The sequence below is a fragment of the Kitasatospora sp. NPDC002543 genome (genome assembly GCF_053594915.1).
Genome location: NZ_JBSFWR010000016.1, coordinates 70,407 through 90,738, shown reverse-complemented (window position 1 = coordinate 90,738; position 20,332 = coordinate 70,407). Strand labels below are relative to the sequence as shown.

17 protein-coding genes and 1 pseudogene are annotated in these 20,332 nt (G+C 74.8%); 10 read left to right on the top strand and 8 right to left on the bottom strand.

Going from position 1 to position 20,332, the window contains the following annotated elements; all coding sequences use genetic code 11:
• Positions 1-6: 6 nt before the first annotated feature.
• On the bottom strand, positions 7-477 hold the full coding sequence (locus ACWD4P_RS10255; protein WP_449779303.1) for an HD domain-containing protein: 471 nt from the start codon (positions 475-477) through the stop codon (positions 7-9).
• Positions 478-814: 337 nt separating this feature from the next.
• Here ACWD4P_RS10255 and ACWD4P_RS10250 point away from each other — a divergent pair, with 337 nt between their 5' ends.
• The gene (locus ACWD4P_RS10250; RefSeq protein WP_359825270.1) at positions 815-1,741 is read left to right on the top strand and encodes an AEC family transporter; all 927 of its coding nucleotides are present in this window, start codon (positions 815-817) and stop codon (positions 1,739-1,741) included.
• A gap of 10 nt (positions 1,742-1,751) precedes the next feature.
• Here the strand turns inward: ACWD4P_RS10250 and ACWD4P_RS10245 are convergent, their stop codons facing one another.
• The gene (locus ACWD4P_RS10245; protein ID WP_359825269.1) at positions 1,752-2,207 is read right to left on the bottom strand and encodes a MarR family transcriptional regulator; all 456 of its coding nucleotides are present in this window, start codon (positions 2,205-2,207) and stop codon (positions 1,752-1,754) included.
• Positions 2,208-2,326: 119 nt separating this feature from the next.
• Here ACWD4P_RS10245 and ACWD4P_RS10240 point away from each other — a divergent pair, with 119 nt between their 5' ends.
• On the top strand, positions 2,327-3,208 hold the full coding sequence (locus tag ACWD4P_RS10240; RefSeq protein WP_449779302.1) for an alpha/beta fold hydrolase: 882 nt from the start codon (positions 2,327-2,329) through the stop codon (positions 3,206-3,208).
• 1,128 nt (positions 3,209-4,336) lie between these two features.
• A complete protein-coding gene (locus ACWD4P_RS10235; RefSeq protein WP_449779301.1) occupies positions 4,337-5,110 on the top strand; it encodes a hypothetical protein in 774 nt (257 codons plus the stop codon).
• A gap of 103 nt (positions 5,111-5,213) precedes the next feature.
• Here ACWD4P_RS10235 and ACWD4P_RS10230 read toward each other — a convergent pair whose 3' ends face one another.
• Positions 5,214-5,477: a dsRBD fold-containing protein gene (locus ACWD4P_RS10230; protein WP_359825262.1), complete on the bottom strand. Its 264-nt coding sequence runs from the start codon at positions 5,475-5,477 to the stop codon at positions 5,214-5,216.
• Between the two features lie 269 nt (positions 5,478-5,746).
• On the opposite strand from ACWD4P_RS10230, the pseudogene ACWD4P_RS10225 reads away from it, so the two are divergent.
• Both ACWD4P_RS10225 and ACWD4P_RS10220 read left to right on the top strand, forming a co-directional pair.
• Positions 5,747-6,586 (top strand): annotated as a pseudogene (locus ACWD4P_RS10225) (DMT family transporter); the annotation flags it as partial.
• 234 nt (positions 6,587-6,820) lie between these two features.
• Entirely contained in the window at positions 6,821-7,492 is a 672-nt protein-coding gene (locus tag ACWD4P_RS10220) for a DUF6629 family protein (protein ID WP_449779300.1), read from the top strand.
• Between the two features lie 24 nt (positions 7,493-7,516).
• On the opposite strand, the gene ACWD4P_RS10215 is transcribed toward ACWD4P_RS10220, so the two are convergent.
• The gene (locus ACWD4P_RS10215; protein ID WP_449779313.1) at positions 7,517-8,917 is read right to left on the bottom strand and encodes an MFS transporter; all 1,401 of its coding nucleotides are present in this window, start codon (positions 8,915-8,917) and stop codon (positions 7,517-7,519) included.
• A 26-nt stretch (positions 8,918-8,943) separates the two neighbouring features.
• Positions 8,944-9,564, bottom strand: coding sequence for an ArsR/SmtB family transcription factor (locus tag ACWD4P_RS10210; protein ID WP_449779299.1), 621 nt, complete (start codon positions 9,562-9,564; stop codon positions 8,944-8,946).
• Positions 9,565-9,839: 275 nt separating this feature from the next.
• Between ACWD4P_RS10210 and ACWD4P_RS10205 the strand changes: the two genes are divergently transcribed.
• The gene (locus tag ACWD4P_RS10205) at positions 9,840-10,550 is read left to right on the top strand and encodes a hypothetical protein (RefSeq protein WP_449779298.1); all 711 of its coding nucleotides are present in this window, start codon (positions 9,840-9,842) and stop codon (positions 10,548-10,550) included.
• 169 nt (positions 10,551-10,719) lie between these two features.
• Entirely contained in the window at positions 10,720-12,450 is a 1,731-nt protein-coding gene (polX, locus tag ACWD4P_RS10200) for a DNA polymerase/3'-5' exonuclease PolX (RefSeq protein ID WP_449779297.1), read from the top strand.
• A 132-nt stretch (positions 12,451-12,582) separates the two neighbouring features.
• Here polX and ACWD4P_RS10195 read toward each other — a convergent pair whose 3' ends face one another.
• Complete coding sequence (locus tag ACWD4P_RS10195) at positions 12,583-13,461, bottom strand: carbohydrate kinase family protein (RefSeq protein ID WP_359829409.1); 879 nt, start codon at positions 13,459-13,461, stop codon at positions 12,583-12,585.
• Between the two features lie 3 nt (positions 13,462-13,464).
• The gene (locus ACWD4P_RS10190; protein WP_449779296.1) at positions 13,465-14,568 is read right to left on the bottom strand and encodes a pseudouridine-5'-phosphate glycosidase; all 1,104 of its coding nucleotides are present in this window, start codon (positions 14,566-14,568) and stop codon (positions 13,465-13,467) included.
• Between the two features lie 136 nt (positions 14,569-14,704).
• On the opposite strand from ACWD4P_RS10190, the gene ACWD4P_RS10185 reads away from it, so the two are divergent.
• Both ACWD4P_RS10185 and ACWD4P_RS10180 read left to right on the top strand, forming a co-directional pair.
• A complete protein-coding gene (locus ACWD4P_RS10185; RefSeq protein WP_449779295.1) occupies positions 14,705-15,607 on the top strand; it encodes a LysR family transcriptional regulator in 903 nt (300 codons plus the stop codon).
• A 192-nt stretch (positions 15,608-15,799) separates the two neighbouring features.
• Positions 15,800-17,464, top strand: a complete 1,665-nt coding sequence (locus ACWD4P_RS10180; protein WP_449779294.1) for a peptide-N4-asparagine amidase — start codon at positions 15,800-15,802, stop codon at positions 17,462-17,464.
• Positions 17,465-17,815: 351 nt separating this feature from the next.
• On the opposite strand, the gene ACWD4P_RS10175 is transcribed toward ACWD4P_RS10180, so the two are convergent.
• Positions 17,816-18,529 carry a response regulator gene (locus ACWD4P_RS10175; RefSeq protein ID WP_449779293.1) on the bottom strand — a complete coding sequence of 238 codons (714 nt, stop codon included), beginning with the start codon at positions 18,527-18,529 and terminating at the stop codon, positions 17,816-17,818.
• An 88-nt stretch (positions 18,530-18,617) separates the two neighbouring features.
• On the opposite strand from ACWD4P_RS10175, the gene ACWD4P_RS10170 reads away from it, so the two are divergent.
• On the top strand, positions 18,618-20,201 hold the full coding sequence (locus ACWD4P_RS10170) for a purple acid phosphatase family protein (protein WP_449779292.1): 1,584 nt from the start codon (positions 18,618-18,620) through the stop codon (positions 20,199-20,201).
• The last annotated feature ends 131 nt before the right edge of the window (positions 20,202-20,332 follow it).

Sequence of the window (20,332 nt, the reverse complement as noted above, 5' to 3'; positions counted from 1 at the left end):
TACGGTCTACGGCTCGCCGATGAGCCCGAGCAGCTCGCGCATCCGCGCGTACTTGGCGGCCAGCCGCTCGGCGGTGGGCCGGTCCAGCGCGGCGAGGCGGGCCGGGTCGGAGTTGTGCGCCAGGTCCGCGCGCTTGACCAGCAGCGCGCCCGGCGTGGCCAGGATGCGCGCGGTGTACTCCTCGACCGGCTCGTCCGGACGCCGGGTGAGCGCGTCCACGATCGCCTTGGTCTCCGCCGGCAGCGCGGCCCCGGCCAGCCACTCCCGGCTCAGCCGGTCGTCCTCGACGGTGTCGTGCAGCCAGCCCGCCGCGATCTGGGCCGAGCTGCCGCCGCGGGCCGCCGTTCCGCGGGCGACCGCCGCGATGTGCTCGGCGTAGGGGTGGCCGTTCTTGTCGACCTGCCCCCGGTGGGCCCGGCGCGCGATCGCCTCCACCTCGGACAGGCTCAGGTACTGGTCCTCCATCGGCTCATCCATCGGCTCATCGTAGGCCCCGGGTGATCGGCCGCGCTCCGGACGGCCGGGCGGGCTCGGGACGGTCGGCCGCGCTCCGGACGGCCGGGTGGGCTCCGGACGGTCGGCCGCGCTCCGGACGGCCGGGTGCGCGCAGGTGTGCGGGTGCGCGCAGGCGCGCGGGTGTGCCCGTCACGGCCGGGTGCGGTCATGACAGGCCCGTCGTCCGCCCCGCCGATGGCCGCTGGTTTACTGCCCCGGGGGTTCATGGGCTTCGGGGGGTCACCGCGCTCGGGAGTCGACGCCCCCGACGGGAGACCCCCGTCGCACCGGCAGATCCACCCGAGCGATCCGAGGAACCATGCCAGCCCTGCACCCCCTCCTGTCCGCCTTCGCGCCGATCTGGGCGCTCACCGGCGTCGGCTACGTCGTCGGCCGTACCGGGCTGCTCGGGCCGCAGGCCGAGACGGTGCTCAACCGGTTCGTCTTCCACGTGGCGATGCCGGCCTCACTGTTCCTGATGATCTCCCGCACCCCTCTGGACCGCTTCGCCAACGCCTCGATGCTCGCCTTCGCGGCGGGCACCGTGGTCACGATCGGTCTCGGGCTGCTCGCCGGGCGGCTGCTGTTCCACCGCGGACCCGGCGAGCTGGCCGTCGGCGCGATGGCCTCCGGCTACGTCAACTCCGCGAACCTCGGCATCCCGGTGACCATGCAGGTCCTCGGCGACGCCTCCTTCGTGGCACCCGTGGTGCTGTTCCAGATCCTGGTGGTCACCCCCGCCGTGCTGGCCGTCCTGGACGGCGGCGCGGCCGGCCGGCGGGCGCTGCTGACCCTGCCCGTCCGCAACCCGATCCTGCTGGCCACCGCGCTGGGGGCCGTCGTCTCGGCGACCGGCGCACATCTGCCCGCCGAGCTGAATCGTTCCTGCGAACTGCTCGGCGGCGCCGGCGTGCCGACCGCGCTGATCGCCCTCGGCATGTCGCTGCACAACCGCCCTCCGGCGGACGCCCGTCCGCGCCGCACCGAGGTCGGGCTGACCGTCGCACTCAAGACCCTGGTCCAGCCGCTGGTGGCACTCGCCGTGGCCGGCCCGGTGCTCCACCTGCCCGCGCACCAGCTGCTCACCGTGGTGCTGTTCTCCGCGCTCCCCACCGCGCAGAACGTGTACACCTACGCCCGCGAGTACCGGCAGGGCACCGCCCTCGCCCGGGACGCGGTGCTCTGGTCGACCCTGGTGTCGATGGCGACGCTCTCGGTGATCAGCTGGAGCCTCGGCCCCGCGTAGGCCCGGCCGTTCACTTCTCCCTGGCGGCCGCGACCACCCCGGCCATCGCCGCCAGGAAGCGCTGTGCCGTGTCCAGTTCCTCCGGCCCGAACTGCCGCATCGCCGCGAGCAGATCGCCGATCAGCCCGCCGAAGAAGCCCTCGCCCAGCTCCATCGCCCGGTCCTCCACCAGCAGCCGTACCCGGCGCCGGTCCCGCGGGTCCCGCTCGCGCCGGATCAGCCCGAGCCGCTCCAGCCGGTCCACCAGCCCGGTGGTGCCCGCCGAGTTCAACCCCAGCGCACCGCCGAGCCGGCCCGGAGTGACGACTTCCCCGGCCCTGGCCGCGTCCAGCAGGTGGATCAGCGCCCGGAGATCGGTCGGATGCAGACCGTTGCGGGCCGCGAACTCGGCACCGAACAGGTCGAGTTCGACCGTCAGACCACGCAGCAGATGGACCAGCCGGATCGGCTCGGCAAGCTCGGACACCCTGTCGTCCCTCCTCGGGCAAGCATGTGCGACGCTGTTCTCTCGCTGAGCGAGATACTTGCTCGGCGAGTGGTTCAGTCGCACCCGGCCGCCATCACACCACACCCGCGGAGGCCCTCATGCCCGCCCGCACCACCCCCTCCCTCACCCCCTTCCTCACCGCCTACGACGCCCTCCTCGCCCGCTGGCCCGTCCCGGTCGAGGCACTCACCGTCCGCACCGCCCACGGCACCACCCGGATCAACGCCTGCGGACCCGCCGACGGCCGCCCGCTCATCCTGCTCCACGGCGGCGGAGCCACCTCCACCATGTGGTTCGCCAACGCCCGCGCCCTGACCGAGGCCGGCCACCGCGTCCTCGCCGTCGACCTCATCGGCGACCCCGGCCGCAGCGTCCACGACGGCACCCCCCTCCACGGCGTCCCCGGCCTGCTCGGCTGGCTCGACGCCGTCCTCGATGAACTCGGGATCCGGGAAGCCGACTTCTGCGGCCACTCCTACGGCGGCTGGATCGCCCTCGAGTACGGCCTCCACGCCCCCGCCCGGGTCGGCCGGCTCGCCCTGCTCGACCCCACCCAGTGCTTCGCCGGTTACCGCCCCCACTACCTGCTGCGCGCCGTCCCCCTCTTCCTCCCCCACCGCACCCCGGCCCGCGCCCGCACCTTCCTCGACTGGGAGAACGGCGGCACCTCACCCCTCGACCCCGACTGGCGCGAGCTGTACGCCCTCGGCTACGCCGACTTCCCCGCCTCCCCCGTCGTCACCGGCCCCCGCCCCACCCCCGAACGCCTCCGCACCCTCACCGCCCCCGTGCTCACCCTCCTCGCCGCCCAGACCCGCGCCCACGACCCCCACCACGTCGCCCGAACCGCCCGCCGCCTCCTCCCCGACGCGGAAGCCGCCATCCTCCCCGGCGCCTCCCACCACGACTTCCCCATGGCCGCCGCCCCCGACCTCAACCCCCGCCTCACCACCTTCCTCGCCCCCACCCGCCACCCCTGACGGGCCGCCCCGCCTCCGCGAGAAGTCGACCCGTCCGACTTCTCACGCCTCATGAAGTCGGCCGGGCCGCACGGCCGCGAAGGGCCGAGCCCGGGATGTCTCAACCGACCACACGATCGCCCGAGCGGCGGGACGGCGGGGCGGCGGGGCGGCCACGAGGAACACCACACCGTGGATCGCGGGGTCAAACCGGATCAAGCGCCTCCGCGTGAGTGGCGGTACGAGGAGCTGCCGGAGGGGCATCGCGCCCATGTCTGCTCGTCCGGCTGCTCGTCGAGTGAGCCCGCCGTGGCTGGTGTCGGACAGCGTGTGGGACCGGACCGAGCCGCCGCTGCCGGCGCGGCAGCAGCGGCTTCGCGAGTTCGGCCGCCGGGGCTGACGTCAGGGCACCCTGTTCGTGCCGCACACGGGCATCCTGGGAGTGGCTGCCGCAGGCGCTCGGCTGCTGCTCGGGCATGGGCCCGTCGTGGCTGCCCGGGACAGGACCGAGCCCGGTCGACCGCACTCGACCGCGGTTCGGGTCTCGGAGCGTACGGTGGATCCGTGGCTTCCGTCACCCGTGGATCCGCTGGGACATCCGCGACGACATCCACAAGGCCTTCCTCAGGCCGGGCCTTGTGTCAGCTCCCGTCCGAGTCACTCGCTACGGGAGGACGGGACTCCCGTCCTCGCCGAGCCTGGGATGCCAGCCGGGGATGCCGGCCGGCGATGGTGGCCGACGACTTGCCGGACGGCCTGTGCCGCAGCGGACCTCACGTCACCGGTGCCCGAATTCTGCCGGTACCGTGACGATCTCGACGACGGAGAGGCGCACGCGTGAGCACGTACCACGCGCCCTCCCGCGCCTCCTCCCGGATCCGTTGATCATCGGCGCGGCCGGCGTACGGCACGGCGCCGTAGAACCGGCCGCGCCACCCGAACACGGCGATACCGATGCGGACCTCCGGCCCCGCGGCCTCGGTTCCGTGCACGGCGACGGGGGCGAACCGTGCCCATCGACGCAGCCGGCGCAGCAGCCCGCACGTCCCCACCGGGCGGGCACGGACTGGTGAGGGCGTGTTAGCCCACGAGGCGCAGCGGGGGGTGTCGGACGCCCGGGGGCGCGCGGGGCGTGCTTAGCGTGGCCGGATGACGGAGACCACGCGGGGTGCCGGCACGGCGAAGGTGGGTGCGGCGCATGTGATGGCGCCGGCGGTGGTGTTCGCCGTTCCGGTGCTGAAGCTGGCGTGGACGCTCGGGGGTGGGGATGCGGCCCGGGACGCGCTGTTGGCGATGGGGCCGGCGAACTGGGTGGACGTCGTCATCGGGATGTTCTTCGCCGAGCCGGTGCTGGCGGTCGTGCTGGCGGCGGTGCTCTCGTACATCGGCTACGCCTACCGGGCCGCGCACGGCGGCGCCGCCCGGCACCAGGGGCGCGCGCTGGCGGAGACGACGGCCCGGGCGGCGATCGTACCGGGGGCGCTCGGGGTCGTGGTCGGGGCGTTCAACGGGCTGTGGTGGGGTGTGGCGGCGGGCGTCCTGGGCTACCTGCTGCGGCTCGGTGTGGTGGCCGAGTACCGGACGGGCGCGCGTTCGGCCGTCACCGGGCACCGTACCGGGCGGGCGGCCGCGACCTTTCGGGATCGGGCCGTCGAGGCCGTCCGGGTCGCGGCGCTGGTGCTCTCCGTGGTGGTGCTTCCGGTGTTCTCGGTGGTCGCCGCCCTCGACGGCCGGTCCTGGACGAGCGTGTTGCGGTGCGACATCGACACCGGCTCTGGCCCCCGGCGCGCCCGGCTGGTCGAGCTGGACCGACAGGCCCCGGGCGTCGTCGGGTGGGACGTCCCGGCCCACGAGGTGGTCAGCGGCACCAACTGCGCCGCCGATCCGGACGACGTCCTGCGCGCCCCCTGGTGGCGACGGTAGGACCGCCGACAGGGCGCACCCGTCGCCGGCGGTCTCGGCGGTCGCGGTGGCGCCCGGTCGGCGCGGCGGTCGGCGGGCTCAGCAGATCGGGCTCAGTACGGGCTCAGTAGATGAGATAGCCCGGGCGGTGCCCTTCGTCGTCGATCTCCCCGGTGGCCTGGGTCCGCAGTTTGTGGGCCAGTTCCTCCAGGGCACGGGAGGCCGCGACCTCCTCGCCGATCCTGGCGAGCGGGCGGTCGTCGGCGCTCTTCGTGGATTCGCCGCGCGCGCTCAGGCCGGGCGCCCTGGCGCCGGTCAGCCTGGCCTCGCACGCGGTGTGCACGCCGTCTTCCTCGAAGCTCAGCTCCACGTCCCACTGGTTGTGCATGCCACACCTCCTGGCGCCGGCCCCCGTCGCGCCTGTCGGGGCCGGCACGGGACGGTGCCCCGTGGCGGCCGCTCACACCAGCGTGCGCCTGCCCCGCCGGTGGCGGCAAGCGCTGCCGGAGCCGCCCGGTGTCCGCCGCGCCGCGCGCGTGTCGTGCGACCGGCCCGGGCAGCGGCCCGGCGGTAGGCTGACGGGAGCGGCCGCGACGCCCGACCCATCTCCCGGACTCGTCGGCGCGGCGCGGGCAGCGACAACCTGGTGGTCCCTCCGTGGCGGTCTTCCTCCTCGCTCTCAGTGCGGCCTGCTTCCTGGGGCTCGGCTTCGTCCTCCAGCAGCACGCGGCGCAGCAAGCCCCGCGTTCCGATCTGCTGCGCTGGAGGCTGCTGCTGGACCTGATGCGGATGCCGCAGTGGCTGCTCGGTACCGGGTTCATGGTCAGCGGGCTGATCCTGTCGGCGCTGGCGCTCAATCAGGGAGAAGTGTCGCTGGTCGAGCCGTTGCTGGCCACCAATCTGATCTTCGCCATGGCACTGGCTCGGGTGCTGACCCGTCAGACCCTGGGCCGCTCCGGCTGGGCCGGGGTGCTGCTGCTGGCCCTCGGGGTGACGGCCTTCATCGTGGCCGGGCAGCCGACCGGGGGCGGGCCGGCCGCCGGGGAGCTGCGGCACTGGCTGGTGGTGGGCACGGTGGTCGGGCTGGTCGTGCTGCTGGTCTCGTTGGCGCGGCGGCTGCCGCTGTTCGAGGAGGCGACCCTGCTGGCGCTCGCCGCCGGACTGCTCTACGGCCTCCAGGACGCGCTGACCCGGACCACCACCCAGCGTCTCGACCACGAGGGCCTGGCCGCGGTGCTGCGCAGCTGGCAGCCGTACGCGGTGGTGGTGGCGGGGGTGGTCGGGCTGCTGCTGGTGCAGAGCGCCTTCGAGGCCGCGCCGCTGCGGATGTCCCTGCCGGCGCTGACCGCCGCCCAGCCGCTGTCCGGGATCGCCTGCGCGGTGGGTTTCCTCGGCGACCGGTTGCGGGTGACCCCGGCGGCGTTGGCCTGGCAGTCGGTCGGGCTGTTGGCGATCGTGATCGGGGTGATCGTGATCGGCCGCCATCCGGCGATGCCCGGGACCGTCCGCGACACCCTGGAGAGCATCGGGGCGCCACCGGAGGAGGGGCCGGAGGACCGGGCGGCGGAGGAGACGACGGAGGAGCCGCGGGAGGAGCCGACCGAGAAGTCGCAGGGTGAGTCCGGTGGGGGCGGATCCGGGGACGGCAGGTGCGGGGACGGCGGATCCGGGGACGAGCCGGAGGGCGGGTCCGCGCGGGGCGACCGCCCCGGGAGCACCGGCTAGGCCGCGATGTGCTGGAGCGCGCGGGCGGACGCCATGGCCGGTGGGCTGGTCGCGGCAGCGGGGGTGGCCTGCTTGGTCCGTGCCCACCGGGCCGGTCGGCCCGAGCGTCTGCCGCTCGCCGCGCTCCCCCTGGTGCTGGGCGCGCACCAGCTGATCGAGGCACTCGTCTGGCTCGGTACGGACGGCGGACTGCCGGACGGCCTCGCCGGGGCGGCCCGCACCGCTTGGGCCGTGATCGCCCTGCCACTGCTGCCCGTGTTCGTCCCAGCCGCTGTGTGGTGCGCGGCCGACGGACCGCGCCGGCGGGTGCTCGCCGCACTCGCCCTGCTCGGTGCGGCGGTCGCCGCTCCGCTGGCGGTCGCCGTCGGCTCCCGTCCGGTGACGGCCACCGCGCACGGCCGCACCCTCGGCTACGCGGTCGGTGTCCCGTACCCGGCCCTCCTGCTGACCGGCTATCTCCTCGCCACCCTGGGCTCCCTCCTGCTGAGCGGCGACCGGCTGCTCCGCCGCCTCGGTCTCCTCACCGGCGTGGGCGCCGCCGTCTGTGCCCTGCTCTGGCACCTCGCCTTCATCTCGACCTGGTGCGCCCTCGCCGCCCTGGTCAGCCTGCTTCTGCTGCCGTGGGCGGGTCGCCGGCCGATGGGCGAGACCGCCCGCGCCACCGGGCGAAACCGCTAGGCGGCCCGGAGGAGCGGCCGGCGTTCAGCGGGCCGGCTCCGGCTCGACGGCCGCACGGCCCTCGTGCCCCCGGAGGCGGTCCATCTCGCGCCACTCGGGCCGGAAGCCGGCCAGGGTCGTGGTCAGGAAGTAGACGGCACCGGCCACGAGCAGGGTGGGTATCAGACCGACCATCGCGACCGAGGCACCCGCGGCCAGGCCTCCGAGCGGGATGCCGGCCCAGGCGAGGGAGCCGGTGAGGGCCTGCACACGGCCGAGCAGGTGGCGGGGCACCCGCTCGAAGAGCACCGCGCCGAGGATCGGGTTGAGGAACCCGGAGCCGAAGCCGCCGATCACGAGGACCGTGAGGACCAGCCACATCGGCGCGCCGAGGGCGAGCACCAGGAAGCGCGGCGCACCACACAGCAGGAAGCCGGTGAAGAAGACCGTGCGGCGGGGCAGCCGGGAGGCGACGGCCGCGGCTATCAGGCTGCCGACGACCGCCGTGGCACCCGTGACGGCCCCGATCAGACCGATGGCCGCCGGCCCGTTGCCCGACTCCCGTGCCCAGACCGGGACGAGCACGGTGACGAACCCGGCATCGATCAGGTTGGTGATGCCGATCATGACCGTCACGACGAGCAGCAGCGGCTCCGAGCGCAGGAAGGTGAAGCCCTCGCGGAACATCCGCCAGTAGCCGGCGGGCTGCTCGTCGTCGGCCGGACCAGCGGCCGGACCAGCGGCCGGACCAGCGGCCGGACCAGCGGCCGGCTCGGTGGCCGGGCCGGCGGCCACGGCGGCCACGGCGGGCACCGCGGGACGCCCCATGCCGCGCGGCAGCGCGAGCGCGATGATCAGCGACCCGAGTGCGAAGGTGCCCGCGTTGATCGCCAGACCGGCCAGCGGGCCCATCAGGGCGACGAGTCCGCCCCCGGCCGCCGGGCCAATCGTGGAGGCCAGCCGCTCGATGACGCCGGACAGTCCGGTGGCGCGCTCCATCGGCACTCGCGCGCGGTCGGCCGCTTCCGGGACCATGACGGACTTGGCCAAGTCCCCCGGGCCGCGCATCGCCCCGATCACCGCGACCATCACCAGCAGCACCCAGAACGGGAGCAGCCCCCGCGCGTGCAGCAGCGGGACCAGCCCGGCCGCGGTGGCGCTGACCGCGTCCGTCGTCCAGGACACCACGCGCGGCCCGAGCCGGTCGACCAGCGGCCCGGTCAGTGCCTTGACCAGCACGTACGGCGCCATCTCGGCGAAGGCGACCAGGCCCGTCATGGTGGCGCTGCCGGTGGTCGCCAGGACGAACCAGGGCAGGGCGATGGCCGAGACACGGGTGCCCGTCACCGAGACCGCGGACGCGGCCAGCACCCCGACCAGTGGCCGGTAGCTGCGCCCGGGCCCGTCGGCGGCGGCTCCCGTGGTGGTGGCCGTGGTGGTGCTCATGGTGGTTGTGGCGGTTGTGGTGCTGGTCATGTCGTCCCCCTGTCGTCGGTGTCGTCGCGCACGTCCGGCAGGACGTGGACGACGACGGATACCTGCTCCGATCCCTCCGGGACCGGCCCCTCGGCGCCCACCCAGCGGTAGCGCCTGATCACCTCGCTCAGCTCACCGGACAGCCGCTCGGCATCGGCGGGCGTCAGCTGGAGCGCCAAGTCGCTCAGGTTCACCGCCTTGCGCCAGTCCCGCGGCATCGTCTCGAAGGCGTCCAGCGTGCGCTGGGCCGCCAGGGTGTGCGCGGCCAGGACGGACCGCAGGTAGCCGGCGGCGTCGCCCAGCTCCTCGTCCGGCACGTCGTCGACGCTCCAGACCGTGAGGCGGTGGGCCGAACGCCACCAGCGCTCACGGGCGTTGCCGCGCCCCTCGTCCTCCTCGACGAAGCCCGCGGCGGCGAGCTGACGCAGGTGGTAGCTGGTCGCGCCGGAGTTGATCCCCAGCTCCGCGGCGAGCCGCGTGGCGGTGGAGGGGCCGTACTTGCGCAGCAGCCCCACCACCCGCAGGCGCACCGGGTGCGCCATCGCCCGCATGGTCTCGGCGGTGAGGGCGACGGCCCGCTGGTCCTCGCTGTGCTTCCAGCCCTGCTCTTCGGTCATGGCAGGAGACTAGAACCGCAAAGGGTTCTTTGCAAAGGCTTTTTTGCGAAGAGTTCTTTGCGGTTCCCCGGGAGGCCCCCGTCCTGGTCGCCCCGCCGGACGGCGGGTGCCCGGTCGGCCGCTCGGCGGGGGGGCTCCCGGGCGGAGCGCGGACCGGAGCGGGATTGTCACCCGGGCGGCCGAGGCGCAGGCTGGCAGGAAGGGCCCGGAAGCCGGCCCGCCGCGGTCGGCCGCGGATTCGGTGACGGCCGCCGGGGAGCACGAGGGGCAGGGCGATGGCACGCGGGAGGCTCTGGGGCTACGTGGCGTCGGGGGCCCGGGCGCTCAGCGCGTTCGGCGGCACCGTCGGCGCGGTGGGCACCGGGCGCAGGGGCCGGTACGGCCGGGCGGGCGGGTCGGCGGTCGCGGCCGAGGAGGGGCCGGACCCGTCCTCGCGCGGCGCGATGGCCGCGCCCCGGGCGCTCACCGGCCCGGAGCTGGAGCGGCTGCGGTGGACCGGCCGGCAGGACGGCTGCGAGCCGATGGCCCGGCACGTCCAGGTGGCCGAGGTGGTCCGCCGGGTGGTGCGCGGCGGCGGCCGGGCGGCGGCCGTCACCCTCCGGGTGGCGCCCGGGCTCCCGGTGGTGGCCGGGGACGCCCGGCGGCTGGAGGCCGCCGTCGCCGGGCTGGTCGACCAGGCGGTCCGGCGCAGCCCACCGGGCGGCCGGGTGCTGGTCCGGGCCGACGTGGCGGGCGGAGCCTCCGCGCTGCGGGCGCCCGGCCGGACGGCGGCGGCCCTCGGCCGGGTGGAGATCAGGGTCTCCGACCAGGGCGCCTTCGAGCCGACCGGGGCGGGCGGGCGGTCGCTCGCGGGCGCCCGGGCGGAGGGTCCGGTGGGGCCGGCCCTGCGCAGCCTGGTGGTGGCCGCCGGCGCCCGGCTCGTGGTGGAGCCCACCCCCGGCGGCGGGCTGACCGTCGTCCTGCTGCTGACCGTCGCGTACGGCTGAGCCCGGACGGCCGACCACGCGCGACCACCCGCGACCACGCAAGACCGCCCCGGGGGACCGGCAGCGTACGACGGGCGGAGTACCGCGCGAACCACCGACGCCCTGCGGAGTACACACACCACAGAGCGCGCGCCCGGCGAACCCGCCCCGCCGAACCTAGACTTGCCCCATGCCCCGGCTCAACGACCAGGTCAGGGAGCTGCTCCAGGAGTACGCCGACCTGATCAACATCACCGGCGGGGACGCCTTCCGGGCCCGCGCCTACGAGAAGGCGGCCCGCGCGGTCGGCGGCCACCCCGAGGACCTGGCCGGCCTGGACGCCAAGGGTCTGCAGCAGATCCCCGGCGTCGGGAAGTCCACCGCCGTGAAGATCGCCGAGTACCTCGCCACCGGAACCATCCCCGCCCTGGAGGCGCTGCGCGCCGAGATCCCGTCCGGCGTGCGGGAGATGATGGCCGTGCCCAGCGTCGGGCCCAAGCGCGCCCTGGCCCTCTACCGCGACCTCGGGATCGACTCGGTGGACGCGCTCGCCGCGGCCGCCCGCGCCGAGAGGCTCGCCGACCTGCCCGGCTTCGGCGAGCGCAGCGGTGAGAAGATCCTGCACGGCATCGAGCTGATGCGGCAGTCCGGCGGTCGCGCCCTGCTGGACACCGCCACCGAACTGGCCGAGCAGCTGGTCGCCGCGATCTCCGCCGTCCCCGGCTGCACCCGCTGCGCGTACGCGGGCTCGCTGCGCCGGATGCGCGAGACGGTGGGCGACGTCGACGTGCTCGCGACCGCCGAGGACTCCGCCCCGCTGATGGCCGCGCTCACCGGGCTCCCGTACGTCGCCGAGGTGATCGGCAGCGGGAGTACCAAGACCTCGGTCCGTACCACCCAGGGCGTACAGGTGGATCTGCGGGTCGTCCCGGAGGAGGACTGGGGGGCGGCGCTGGTCTACTTCACCGGTTCGAAGGCACACAACATCAAGCTGCGCACGATGGCCGTCCGGGCCGGACTGAAGCTCTCCGAGTACGGGCTGTTCGAGGTGGACGGCGGTGCGAAGGTGGTCTCGGAGACGGAGGACGAGGTGTACGCGGCGCTCGGCCTGCCGTGGATCCCGCCACCGCTGCGCGAGGACCGGGGCGAGATCGAGGCCGCGCTGGAGGGCGGACTGCCGGACCTGGTCCAGGAGTCCGACCTGCGCGGCGACCTCCACACCCACACCGACCTGACCGACGGGCTGGCCACCCTGGAGGAGATGATCGACACCGCGGCCGCCCGCGGCTACTCCTACTTCGCCGTCACCGACCACGCCCCGGACCTGGTGATGCAGCGGATGACGGACGAGAAGATGCTCGCCCAGCGCGAACGACTGCGCCGACTCACCGACCGGCACAAGAAGTTGCGCCTGCTGCACGGCACCGAGCTGAACATCGGCCCGGACGGCGGGGTGGACTGGCCGCCCGAGTTCCTGGCCGGATTCGACGTCTGCGTGGCCTCCGTGCACTCGCACTTCACCCTCGACCGGGCCGCCCAGACCCGTCGGCTGATCCGCGCCTGCGAGAACCCGTACGTGCACGTCATCGGGCACCTCACCACGCGCCGGATCGGCCGGCGCGGGCCGATCGACGTCGACCTGGACGCCGTGTTCGAAGCCGCCGCGCGCACCGGCACCGCGATCGAGATCAACGGCTCCCCGCAACGGCTCGACCTGCGCGACGAGGACGTCCTGCGGGCCCGGCGGCACGGGGTGCGCTTCACGATCGACAGCGACGCGCACGCCACCGGCCAACTCGCCTACCCGCGCTACGGCATCGGCACGGCGCAGCGCGGCTGGCTCACCGCCGAGGACGTGGTCAACACCTGGACCTGGCAGAAGCTGAAGCACTTCCTCCGCAAGGACGCGGTGCCCAGGTAGCCCCGTGCGCCCGGGTAGCGCCGCGCGCCCCGGCATCCAGGCGCGCCCCGGTATCCAGGCGTGCCCGGGCGGTCCGGTACCGGAGCGGCCCGGCACCCGAGCGGCCCCGTCCGGGAGAAGCCCGCCGGAGCCTCACTCGCCGCCGCAGGAGGCCCCGGGCGAGGCCAGCACCCGGGCCGCGCTGCGGTGTCCGAGCCCGGCCGCCCGCCCGAGGTCCCCGGTGTCCAGGAACCCGGCCAGGAACCCCGCCGCGAAGGCGTCCCCGGCCCCGGTGAGGTCGCGCACCTCGGCCACCGGCGGCACCGGCACCATGACCAGCGGCTCACCGGGCTCGTCGACGGCGGTCGCCTCGGCGCCCGCCTTGGTGACCACCGTGGTGACCGCCAGCCGGCCGCGCTCGGGCCCGGGCAGGCCGCCCGCCAGCAGTCCGAGGAACTCCGACTCGGAGCGGTTGGCGAACACGAACGTCGGCGCCAACCGGGCCAGCAGGGCGAGGAACCGCTCCCGGCCGAACCGCTCCAGCATGCCGGTCGAGGAGGCGTCCACCGAGGTGGTGCCGCCCGCCCGGCGGACCCGGACGAGCGCGTCCACCGCCGTGCTGCCGACCGGCTCGCCGTCGAAGGAGTAGGCCGGCACGTGCAGGTGGGTCAGCCCGGTCAGCCACGCGTCCGGGACCCGTTCCAGCAGGGTGGCGGCGCCCCGGTCGGGCAGCATGGTCCGCTCGCCGTCCTGGTCGATCAGCACCACGACGCTGCCGGTGCGGCCGCGCCGCGAGACCCGTACGTCGACGCCGTGGCCGGCCAGTTCGGCGACGACGCCGTCCCCGACCGCGTCCTCGCCGACGCAGCCGAGGAAGCGGGCCGGGTGCTGCCCGGCGGCGAAGCAGGCGACGTTCGCCGCGCTGCCGCCGCGCCGCCGGAAGACCCGGGCCCCGGAGTCGGTGCCGTGCCGCAGCGGGCCGTCGGCCCAGACCACGATGTCCTCGACGAGGTCGCCGAGCACCCCCAGCACGGCTCAGGCCCTGCTCTCGGCGACGCGGGCCGAGGCCGCGCCACCGCCACCGCCACCGCCACCGCCACCGCGTTCACCGTCACCCGACGCCGCACCACCGACACCACCCGCACCACCCGCACCAACGGCCAGCGCCGTCGCGATCTCCCCGCCGAGCCGGACGTTGCCCCGGTACACCTCGACGTTGACCTCCAGGCTGCGCCCGCCGGTGTCCCGCTGGATGAAGTCGAGCAGGAACGGCGTGGTGGCGTTGCCGGTGACGCCCCGGCGTTCGGCCGCGGCCCACGCGCGGGCCAGGATGCCGTCCAGCTCCTCCGGCGGCAGCTGCTTGGCCGGGTCGACCGGGTTGGCGATCAGCACGGCCTGCGGGAGGCCGAGCCGGTCACGGGCCTCGATGACCCGGGCGGCCTGCTCGGGCGATTCCACGCTGTGGTTGACGGTGTGGCCGGAGTCGGTGACGTAGAAGCCGGGGTACTTGCGGGTGCGGTAGCCGAGGACCGGGATGCTGTGGGTCTCGAAGCGTTCCAGGGTGGCCCGGATGTCGAGGATGGACTTCACGCCCGCGCTGATCACGGTGACCGGGGTGGCGGCCAGGGTGGTCGTGTCGGCCGACTCGTCGAAGCTCTCCGAGGCCCCGAAGTGCACGCCGCCGAGCCCGCCGGTGGCGAAGACCCGGATGCCCGCCCGGTGGGCGAGGAAGGCGGTGGCGGCGACGGTGGTGCCGCCGTGCCGGCCGAGCGCGGCGACCACCGGGAGGTCGCGCAGGCTGACCTTGTCCAGGCCGTCGACGGCGGCCAGTTCGGTGATCTGCTCGACGCCCAGACCGACCGTGGGCACGCCGGCGTGCACGCCGATCGTGGCCGGTACGACGCCCGCCGCGCGCAGGTGCCGCTCCGCCTCCAGCGCGACGGCCAGGTTGCGCGGCCGCGGCAGGCCGTGGGTGAAGATGGTCGACTCCAGGGCGACCACCGGCCGGCCGTCGGCGAGGGCCCGGGCGACCTCCCCGGAGAGCGCGACGGCCGGCGCAGCGGCGGGTGCGGCGGCCGCAGAGGTGGCAGGAGAGGCGGTGCGGGAGGCGGCGGGTGCGGCGGAGGACAGTTCGGTCATGGCGCGAACTCTCTGTGAGGCGACCACTGCGGTAGGCGACGTGCTGCTCAGCGTAGGGACGGCCCGCACCGGAATCCAGAAGGAGTCCTGGGGTTTCCGATAGGCCCTCAGCTATGGCTCGCCTACCCTGAGTTCCATGGCATTCACCCTGCGTCAGATCCAGGTCTTCCTGACCGTCGCCGAGACGCTGCACTTCGGGCGGGCCGCCGAGCGGCTGCACATCTCGCAGCCGACGGTCAGCCAGGAGGTCGCCCGGCTGGAACGGACCGTCGGCGTCGAGCTGTTCGACCGCAGCCGCCGCTCGGTCGCGCTCACCGAGGCCGGCGAGGTGATGGCCGCCGAGAGCACCCGGTTGCTCCGGCAGGCCGAGGCCCTGCTGACCCGGGTGCGGCTGCACGAGGAGTCCCGGCTGGGCACCGCCCGGATCGTCGCCTCGCCGAGCGTGGTGAACCGGCTGCTGCCCGCCGTGGTCAGCCGGGCCGAGCAGGAGCTGCCCGCCCTCGACACCGCCGAACTCGCCGTGGACACCGGCCAGGTCTCCGCCACCCTGGCCGCCGAACTGGCCGACATCGGGCTCGGCCGCTTCCTGGAGGAGGTGGACGGCTACCGGCTGGAGCGGCTCGCCGACGAGCCGGTGCTGGTCGCGCTCGGCCGGGGCCATCCGCTGGCCGGCCGGGGCAGCCTGCACCTGGCCGAACTGCGCGACCTGCCGCTGCTGCTGTGGCCGCGCGAGCAGCACCCCCGCTACTACGACCACGTGCTCGGGCTCTGCGCGGACCACGGCGTCGACCCGCCGGTGCTGGTCAGCCCGCCGCGGATCGTCGGCTCCCGGCTCTACCTGCTCGCCCGCAACCGCGCCTTCTCGCTGGTGCCGGGCTCGATGGCCGGCCACCTCACCGAGGAGGTGACCACCGTACGGCTGGCGGGACGGGCCGCCCTGCCGCTGGAGATGCAGTGGCGGGTGGACGACCGGCGGCCCCGGCTGGCCTCGCTGCGGGACCTCATCCGGCAGGAGGCCGCGGCGCTGGAGAGCGACTGACCCGCCGGACACGGCGGGCACGCGGGCACGACCAACCCGCCGGGCACGCAGGCACGACCGACCCGCCGGGCGCAGCGGGCGCGCACCCGACCGGAAGCCTTGACGCTGGCATGCCACCCCCGGAAGGATTCCCGGATCATCCGACCGGCCCGCGGCACCCGCCCGCGAGCCGCCCGACCCCGGGAACCCGCCTTGGCCCTGCGCCCGTTGCTCCGCCGCGCCGCCGGTCTGGTCGGCGCCGCCGTCCTCACCCTGGCCGGCACCCTCACCGCCGCCGGCCCGGCCCACGCCGACTTCGGCACCGACTACCACGACCCGGTCACCGCCACCAAGCCGCTCACCCGGCCCGACACCCGCTCCTGCACCGTCGAGGTGATGCACGAGCGCGAGTTCCGCGACGGGTACGGCAGCCCGCCGGACACCCCGTACAACGCCACCCTCACCCCGCCCGCCGACTGCGGCGGCCCCTGGTCGGCGGTGGTCCTGGACCTCCACGGACAGGTCGCCGGGCGGCAGTTCGACCGGATCTTCAGCGTCCGCGTCGGCGGCGTCCAGGTGCTGCTCTCCTCCACCCCGGAGCCGTCCAAGGACGGCATCGCCTGGAACGTCGAGCACGACGTCACCCGCTACGCCCCGCTGTTCTCGGGCGGCCCCCAGGAGTTCTCCTTCGACCTCGCCAACGTCACCGACGCCACCTACACGGGCGTCTTCACGATCAGCGCGAGCCTGACCTTCCACACCGCGAACGACCGCTGGCCGGCCGCCCGCACCGCCGACCGGCTGCTCACCACCGGGCCGTTCGGGCTCACCCGGGCCGCGCCCGCCACCGGGCGCGAACTCACCTTCCCGCAGAACCTCGAACGCCTCACCGCCGAGGTCTACGCCCGGGGCGGCGGCGCCTGCGAGGAGTTCGCCTACGCCTCCGCGCCGGACGCCTTCGCCGCCGCCAACCCGGGCACCGGCATCTGCGGCAAGGGCCCGTTCCGCGAGCTGCGGCTCACCGTGGACGGCCGGGTGGCCGGCGCGGTCTGGCCGTACCCGGTGATCTACACCGGCGGCTGGGACCCGCTGCTCTGGCGCCCCGTGCCGGGCGTCTTCGCCTTCGACCTGCCCGCCTACCGGCTCGACCTCACGCCGTACGTCGGGCTGCTGCTGGACGGCCGGCCGCACACCGTGGGCGTCACCCTGAACGCCGCCGAGGCACAGAGCAACGACGTCTGGACGGGCCAGGTCAATCTCTTCGCCGAGACCGACCACGGCGCCGCCCGCACCACCGGGCAGCTCACCGACTACGCCGTCGCGCCGGAGGCCACCGTCGCCACCGACCTCGCCGACCACGGCGCCGGCAGCGGCGACTGGACGGTCACCGCCGCCCGCGACGACCTCGCCCGGGGCTGGGTGCAGACCTCGCACGGCCGGATCACCACCGAGGTCCGCGACGAACTCGCCTTCCGCTCCGCCCAGCAGCTGCGCGACGGCGGCAACGACCTCACGCTGCACAACGGCACCGACCTCACCCGCACCACCGCCACCTGGGGCGGCGGCCCGCACCGCACCACCACCGTGCACGAGGGCGAACCGCTGGACGTCCGCTACCGGGTGAGCCGCGACGCGGCCGGCAACACCGACCAGACCACCGCCATGGAGCTGGGCTACCACCGCGAGAGCACCGGGGCCACCGGCGGCCACGTCACCGAGCGCTCCACCGTCGACCACACCCTGCGACCCACCGCCCGGCGGCACGACGGGGACCGCACCGTCCGGACCGGCAGCAGCACCGAGGAGTACCGCAGCACCGGGCCCGAGGGGCCGTACCGGCGGACGCTGAGCTTCACGGACGGCTGGCCGAGCTCCTGACGCCCTCAGGGCGTGCCCACACCGCCCGGTTCACGAAAATTGCCCGGATTCATACCGTTCACCCCTGGTGCACGGCGGGTGGGAGGCGCATGATGGGAGATGGACCTGCGAGGTAGCTGAAGGAAGTTCGACCGCAGGAGGCAGTGGCGACGGATCGAGACGGATCAGGGTCCGGCGCTGTTTGACTACCTCGGTCGACGATCGAACTCTCGGCCGGAGGACATCACGTCCGGAGGCCACCCCCGCCTCGTAGGTTCAGCGCGTCCACGGAGCATCCCCTCGGCCCCGTGGACGCGCCCCCGTCTCCGGCCGCCCCACCTCACCGCGGCCCCGCCCCGCCCCGCGCGGCGGCTACCGCGTGCCCGCCCAGCCCATCTCCCAGGCGTGCACCGCGATCCCGACCCGGTTCGCCACCCCGAGCTTGCGCTGGATGCTGGCGACGTGGGTCTTCACCGTCCCCGGCGAGATGAACAGCTCCGCGGCGATGTCCGCGTTGGTGCCGCCGGCCGCGACGTGCCCGGCGATCTCCACCTCCCGCTCGGTCAGCGGCACCACCGGCGCCGGCCGGCCGCGCTCGGGGTGCCGCTCCGAACGCCGCTCCGGGCGGCTCGGCTCCGTCACGTGCCGCAGCAGCCGGACGGTGACCGACGGGCTGATCAGGCTCTCCCCGTCCGCCGCCGCCCGCACCGCCTCGGCCAGCAGCGACGGGCCGGAACGCTTCAGCAGGAAGCCCGACGCCCCGTGCCGCAGCGCCGGGTACACGTACTCGTCCAGGTCGAAGGTGGTCAGCACCACCACCCGCACCGGCTCCGCCACCCCCGGCCCGGCCAGCCGCCGGGTCAGCTCCAGCCCGTCCATCCGCGGCATCCGGATGTCCACCAGGGCGACGTCCGGCCGCAGTTCGGCCGCCAGCTCCAACGCGGCGAGCCCGTCCGCCGCCTCGCCCACCACCTCGATGGCCGGCTGAGCCGTCAGGATCCGCCGCACCCCGCGTCGTACGGCCTCCTGGTCGTCCGCGATCAGGGTGCGGATCACCCGCGGGCCCTCGCCGTTCGCACTCGTCACGTCCAGCAGTGTGGCGCACGGGTGACGGGCGGCAAAGTTCACGCGGCGGACCCGGCGCGGTTCACCTTCGTCCGGTGGGCTGGCCGCCATGAACGATTCCAGTGGACGTCTCCCCGTCAGCAGGCGCGGACTCCTGGCCGGTGCGACCGGCGTCGGCCTCGGCGGTGCCGTGTCCCTCTCCGGCATCGCGGCCACGCCCGCCGCCGCCTCCCCCGTGCTGTGGCAGCGGCCGGACCGCTCCGGCGCGCCGCGGGTGGCCGGCCTGCACCTCCAGTTCGGCTCGGACGCCTCGCGTGAGGTGGTGGTCTCCTGGCACACCACCCGGTTCGTCGGCAACCCGCGCGTGATGTACGGGACTTCGAACAACGGCTTCGGCCGGACCGTCCAGGCCGCGACCCGCGCCTACCGGGACGCCGCCTCCGGCACCGAGGTCCAGGTGCACCACGCCCGGCTGACCGGCCTGCGCGCCGACACGGACTACGTCTACGCCGCCGTCCACGACGGCACCACCCCCGAGCTCGGCACCGTCCGCACCGCCCCGCGCGGCCGGTCCGCCTTCACCTTCACCAGCTTCGGCGACCAGGGCACCCCCACCCTCGGCAAGAAGACCGCCAACGGCTACGTGAACGACAACCTCGGCAGCCCCGCCGCCGGCGACACCACCGCCGGGGTCGAGCGGATCGCCCCGCTGTTCCACCTGCTCAACGGCGACCTCTGCTACGCGAACATCGCCACCGACCGGGTCCGCACCTGGTCCGACTGGTTCGAGAACAACAGCCGTTCGGCCCGCCACCGCCCCTGGATGCCCGCGGCCGGCAACCACGAGAACGAGAAGGGCAACGGCCCGATCGGCTTCGGCGCCTACCAGGCGTACTTCGAGCTGCCAGACGCCCGCTCCGACGCGGAGACGCGCGGCCTGTGGTACTCGTTCACGGCCGGCTCGGTGCGCGTGATCAGCCTCAACAACGACGACGTGGCCTACCAGGACGGCGGCAACAGCTACGTCCACGGCTACTCCGGCGGCGCCCAGCAGCGCTGGCTGGAGAAGGAGTTGATCGCGGCCAACGCGGACCCGGGGATCGACTGGATCGTGGTCTGCATGCACCAGGTGGTGATCTCCACCGCCGACAAGTTCAACGGCGCCGACCTCGGGGTCCGCGAGTCCTGGGTGCCGCTGTTCGACAAGTACGGCGTGGACCTGGTGGTGTGCGGCCACGAGCACCACTACGAGCGCTCGCACCCGATCCGCGGCCAGCAGCCGACCGACACCCGCACGCCGATCCCGGTCGCCACCGGCACCGAGACCATCGACACCACCAAGGGCACCGTCCACATGGTCATCGGCGGTGGCGGCACCTCGGCCCCGTCCAACCAGCTCTTCTTCGAACCCGCCAAGGCCCGGGTGATCACCGGCGTCGGCGCCGTCGACCCGGCCACCGGCAAGCGCCCGCCGGTGTACGTGATCGAGGACGCCCCCTGGTCCGCCTTCCGGGACGCCCGGAACCCGTACGGCTTCGCTTCCTTCGACGTCGACCCGGGCGGCCGCGACGGGCAGACCACCATCGGCGTCACCTACTACTCCGTCAGCGGACCGTACGGGGACCTCGTCCCGGTCGACCGCTTCACCCTGACCCGCCCGCGCGGCACCCGGGGCGGCGGCCGGGGCCACTGAGCCCGCGGAACGCGGCCGGGCGGCCCGGCGGCCCGGCGGCCCGGCGGCTGGGGACCCGAGACTGCGGACCCAACCGGGCCGCCGGGGGCCTGAGCCTCCGGACGCACCCGCGGGCGACACCGCTCGGCGCC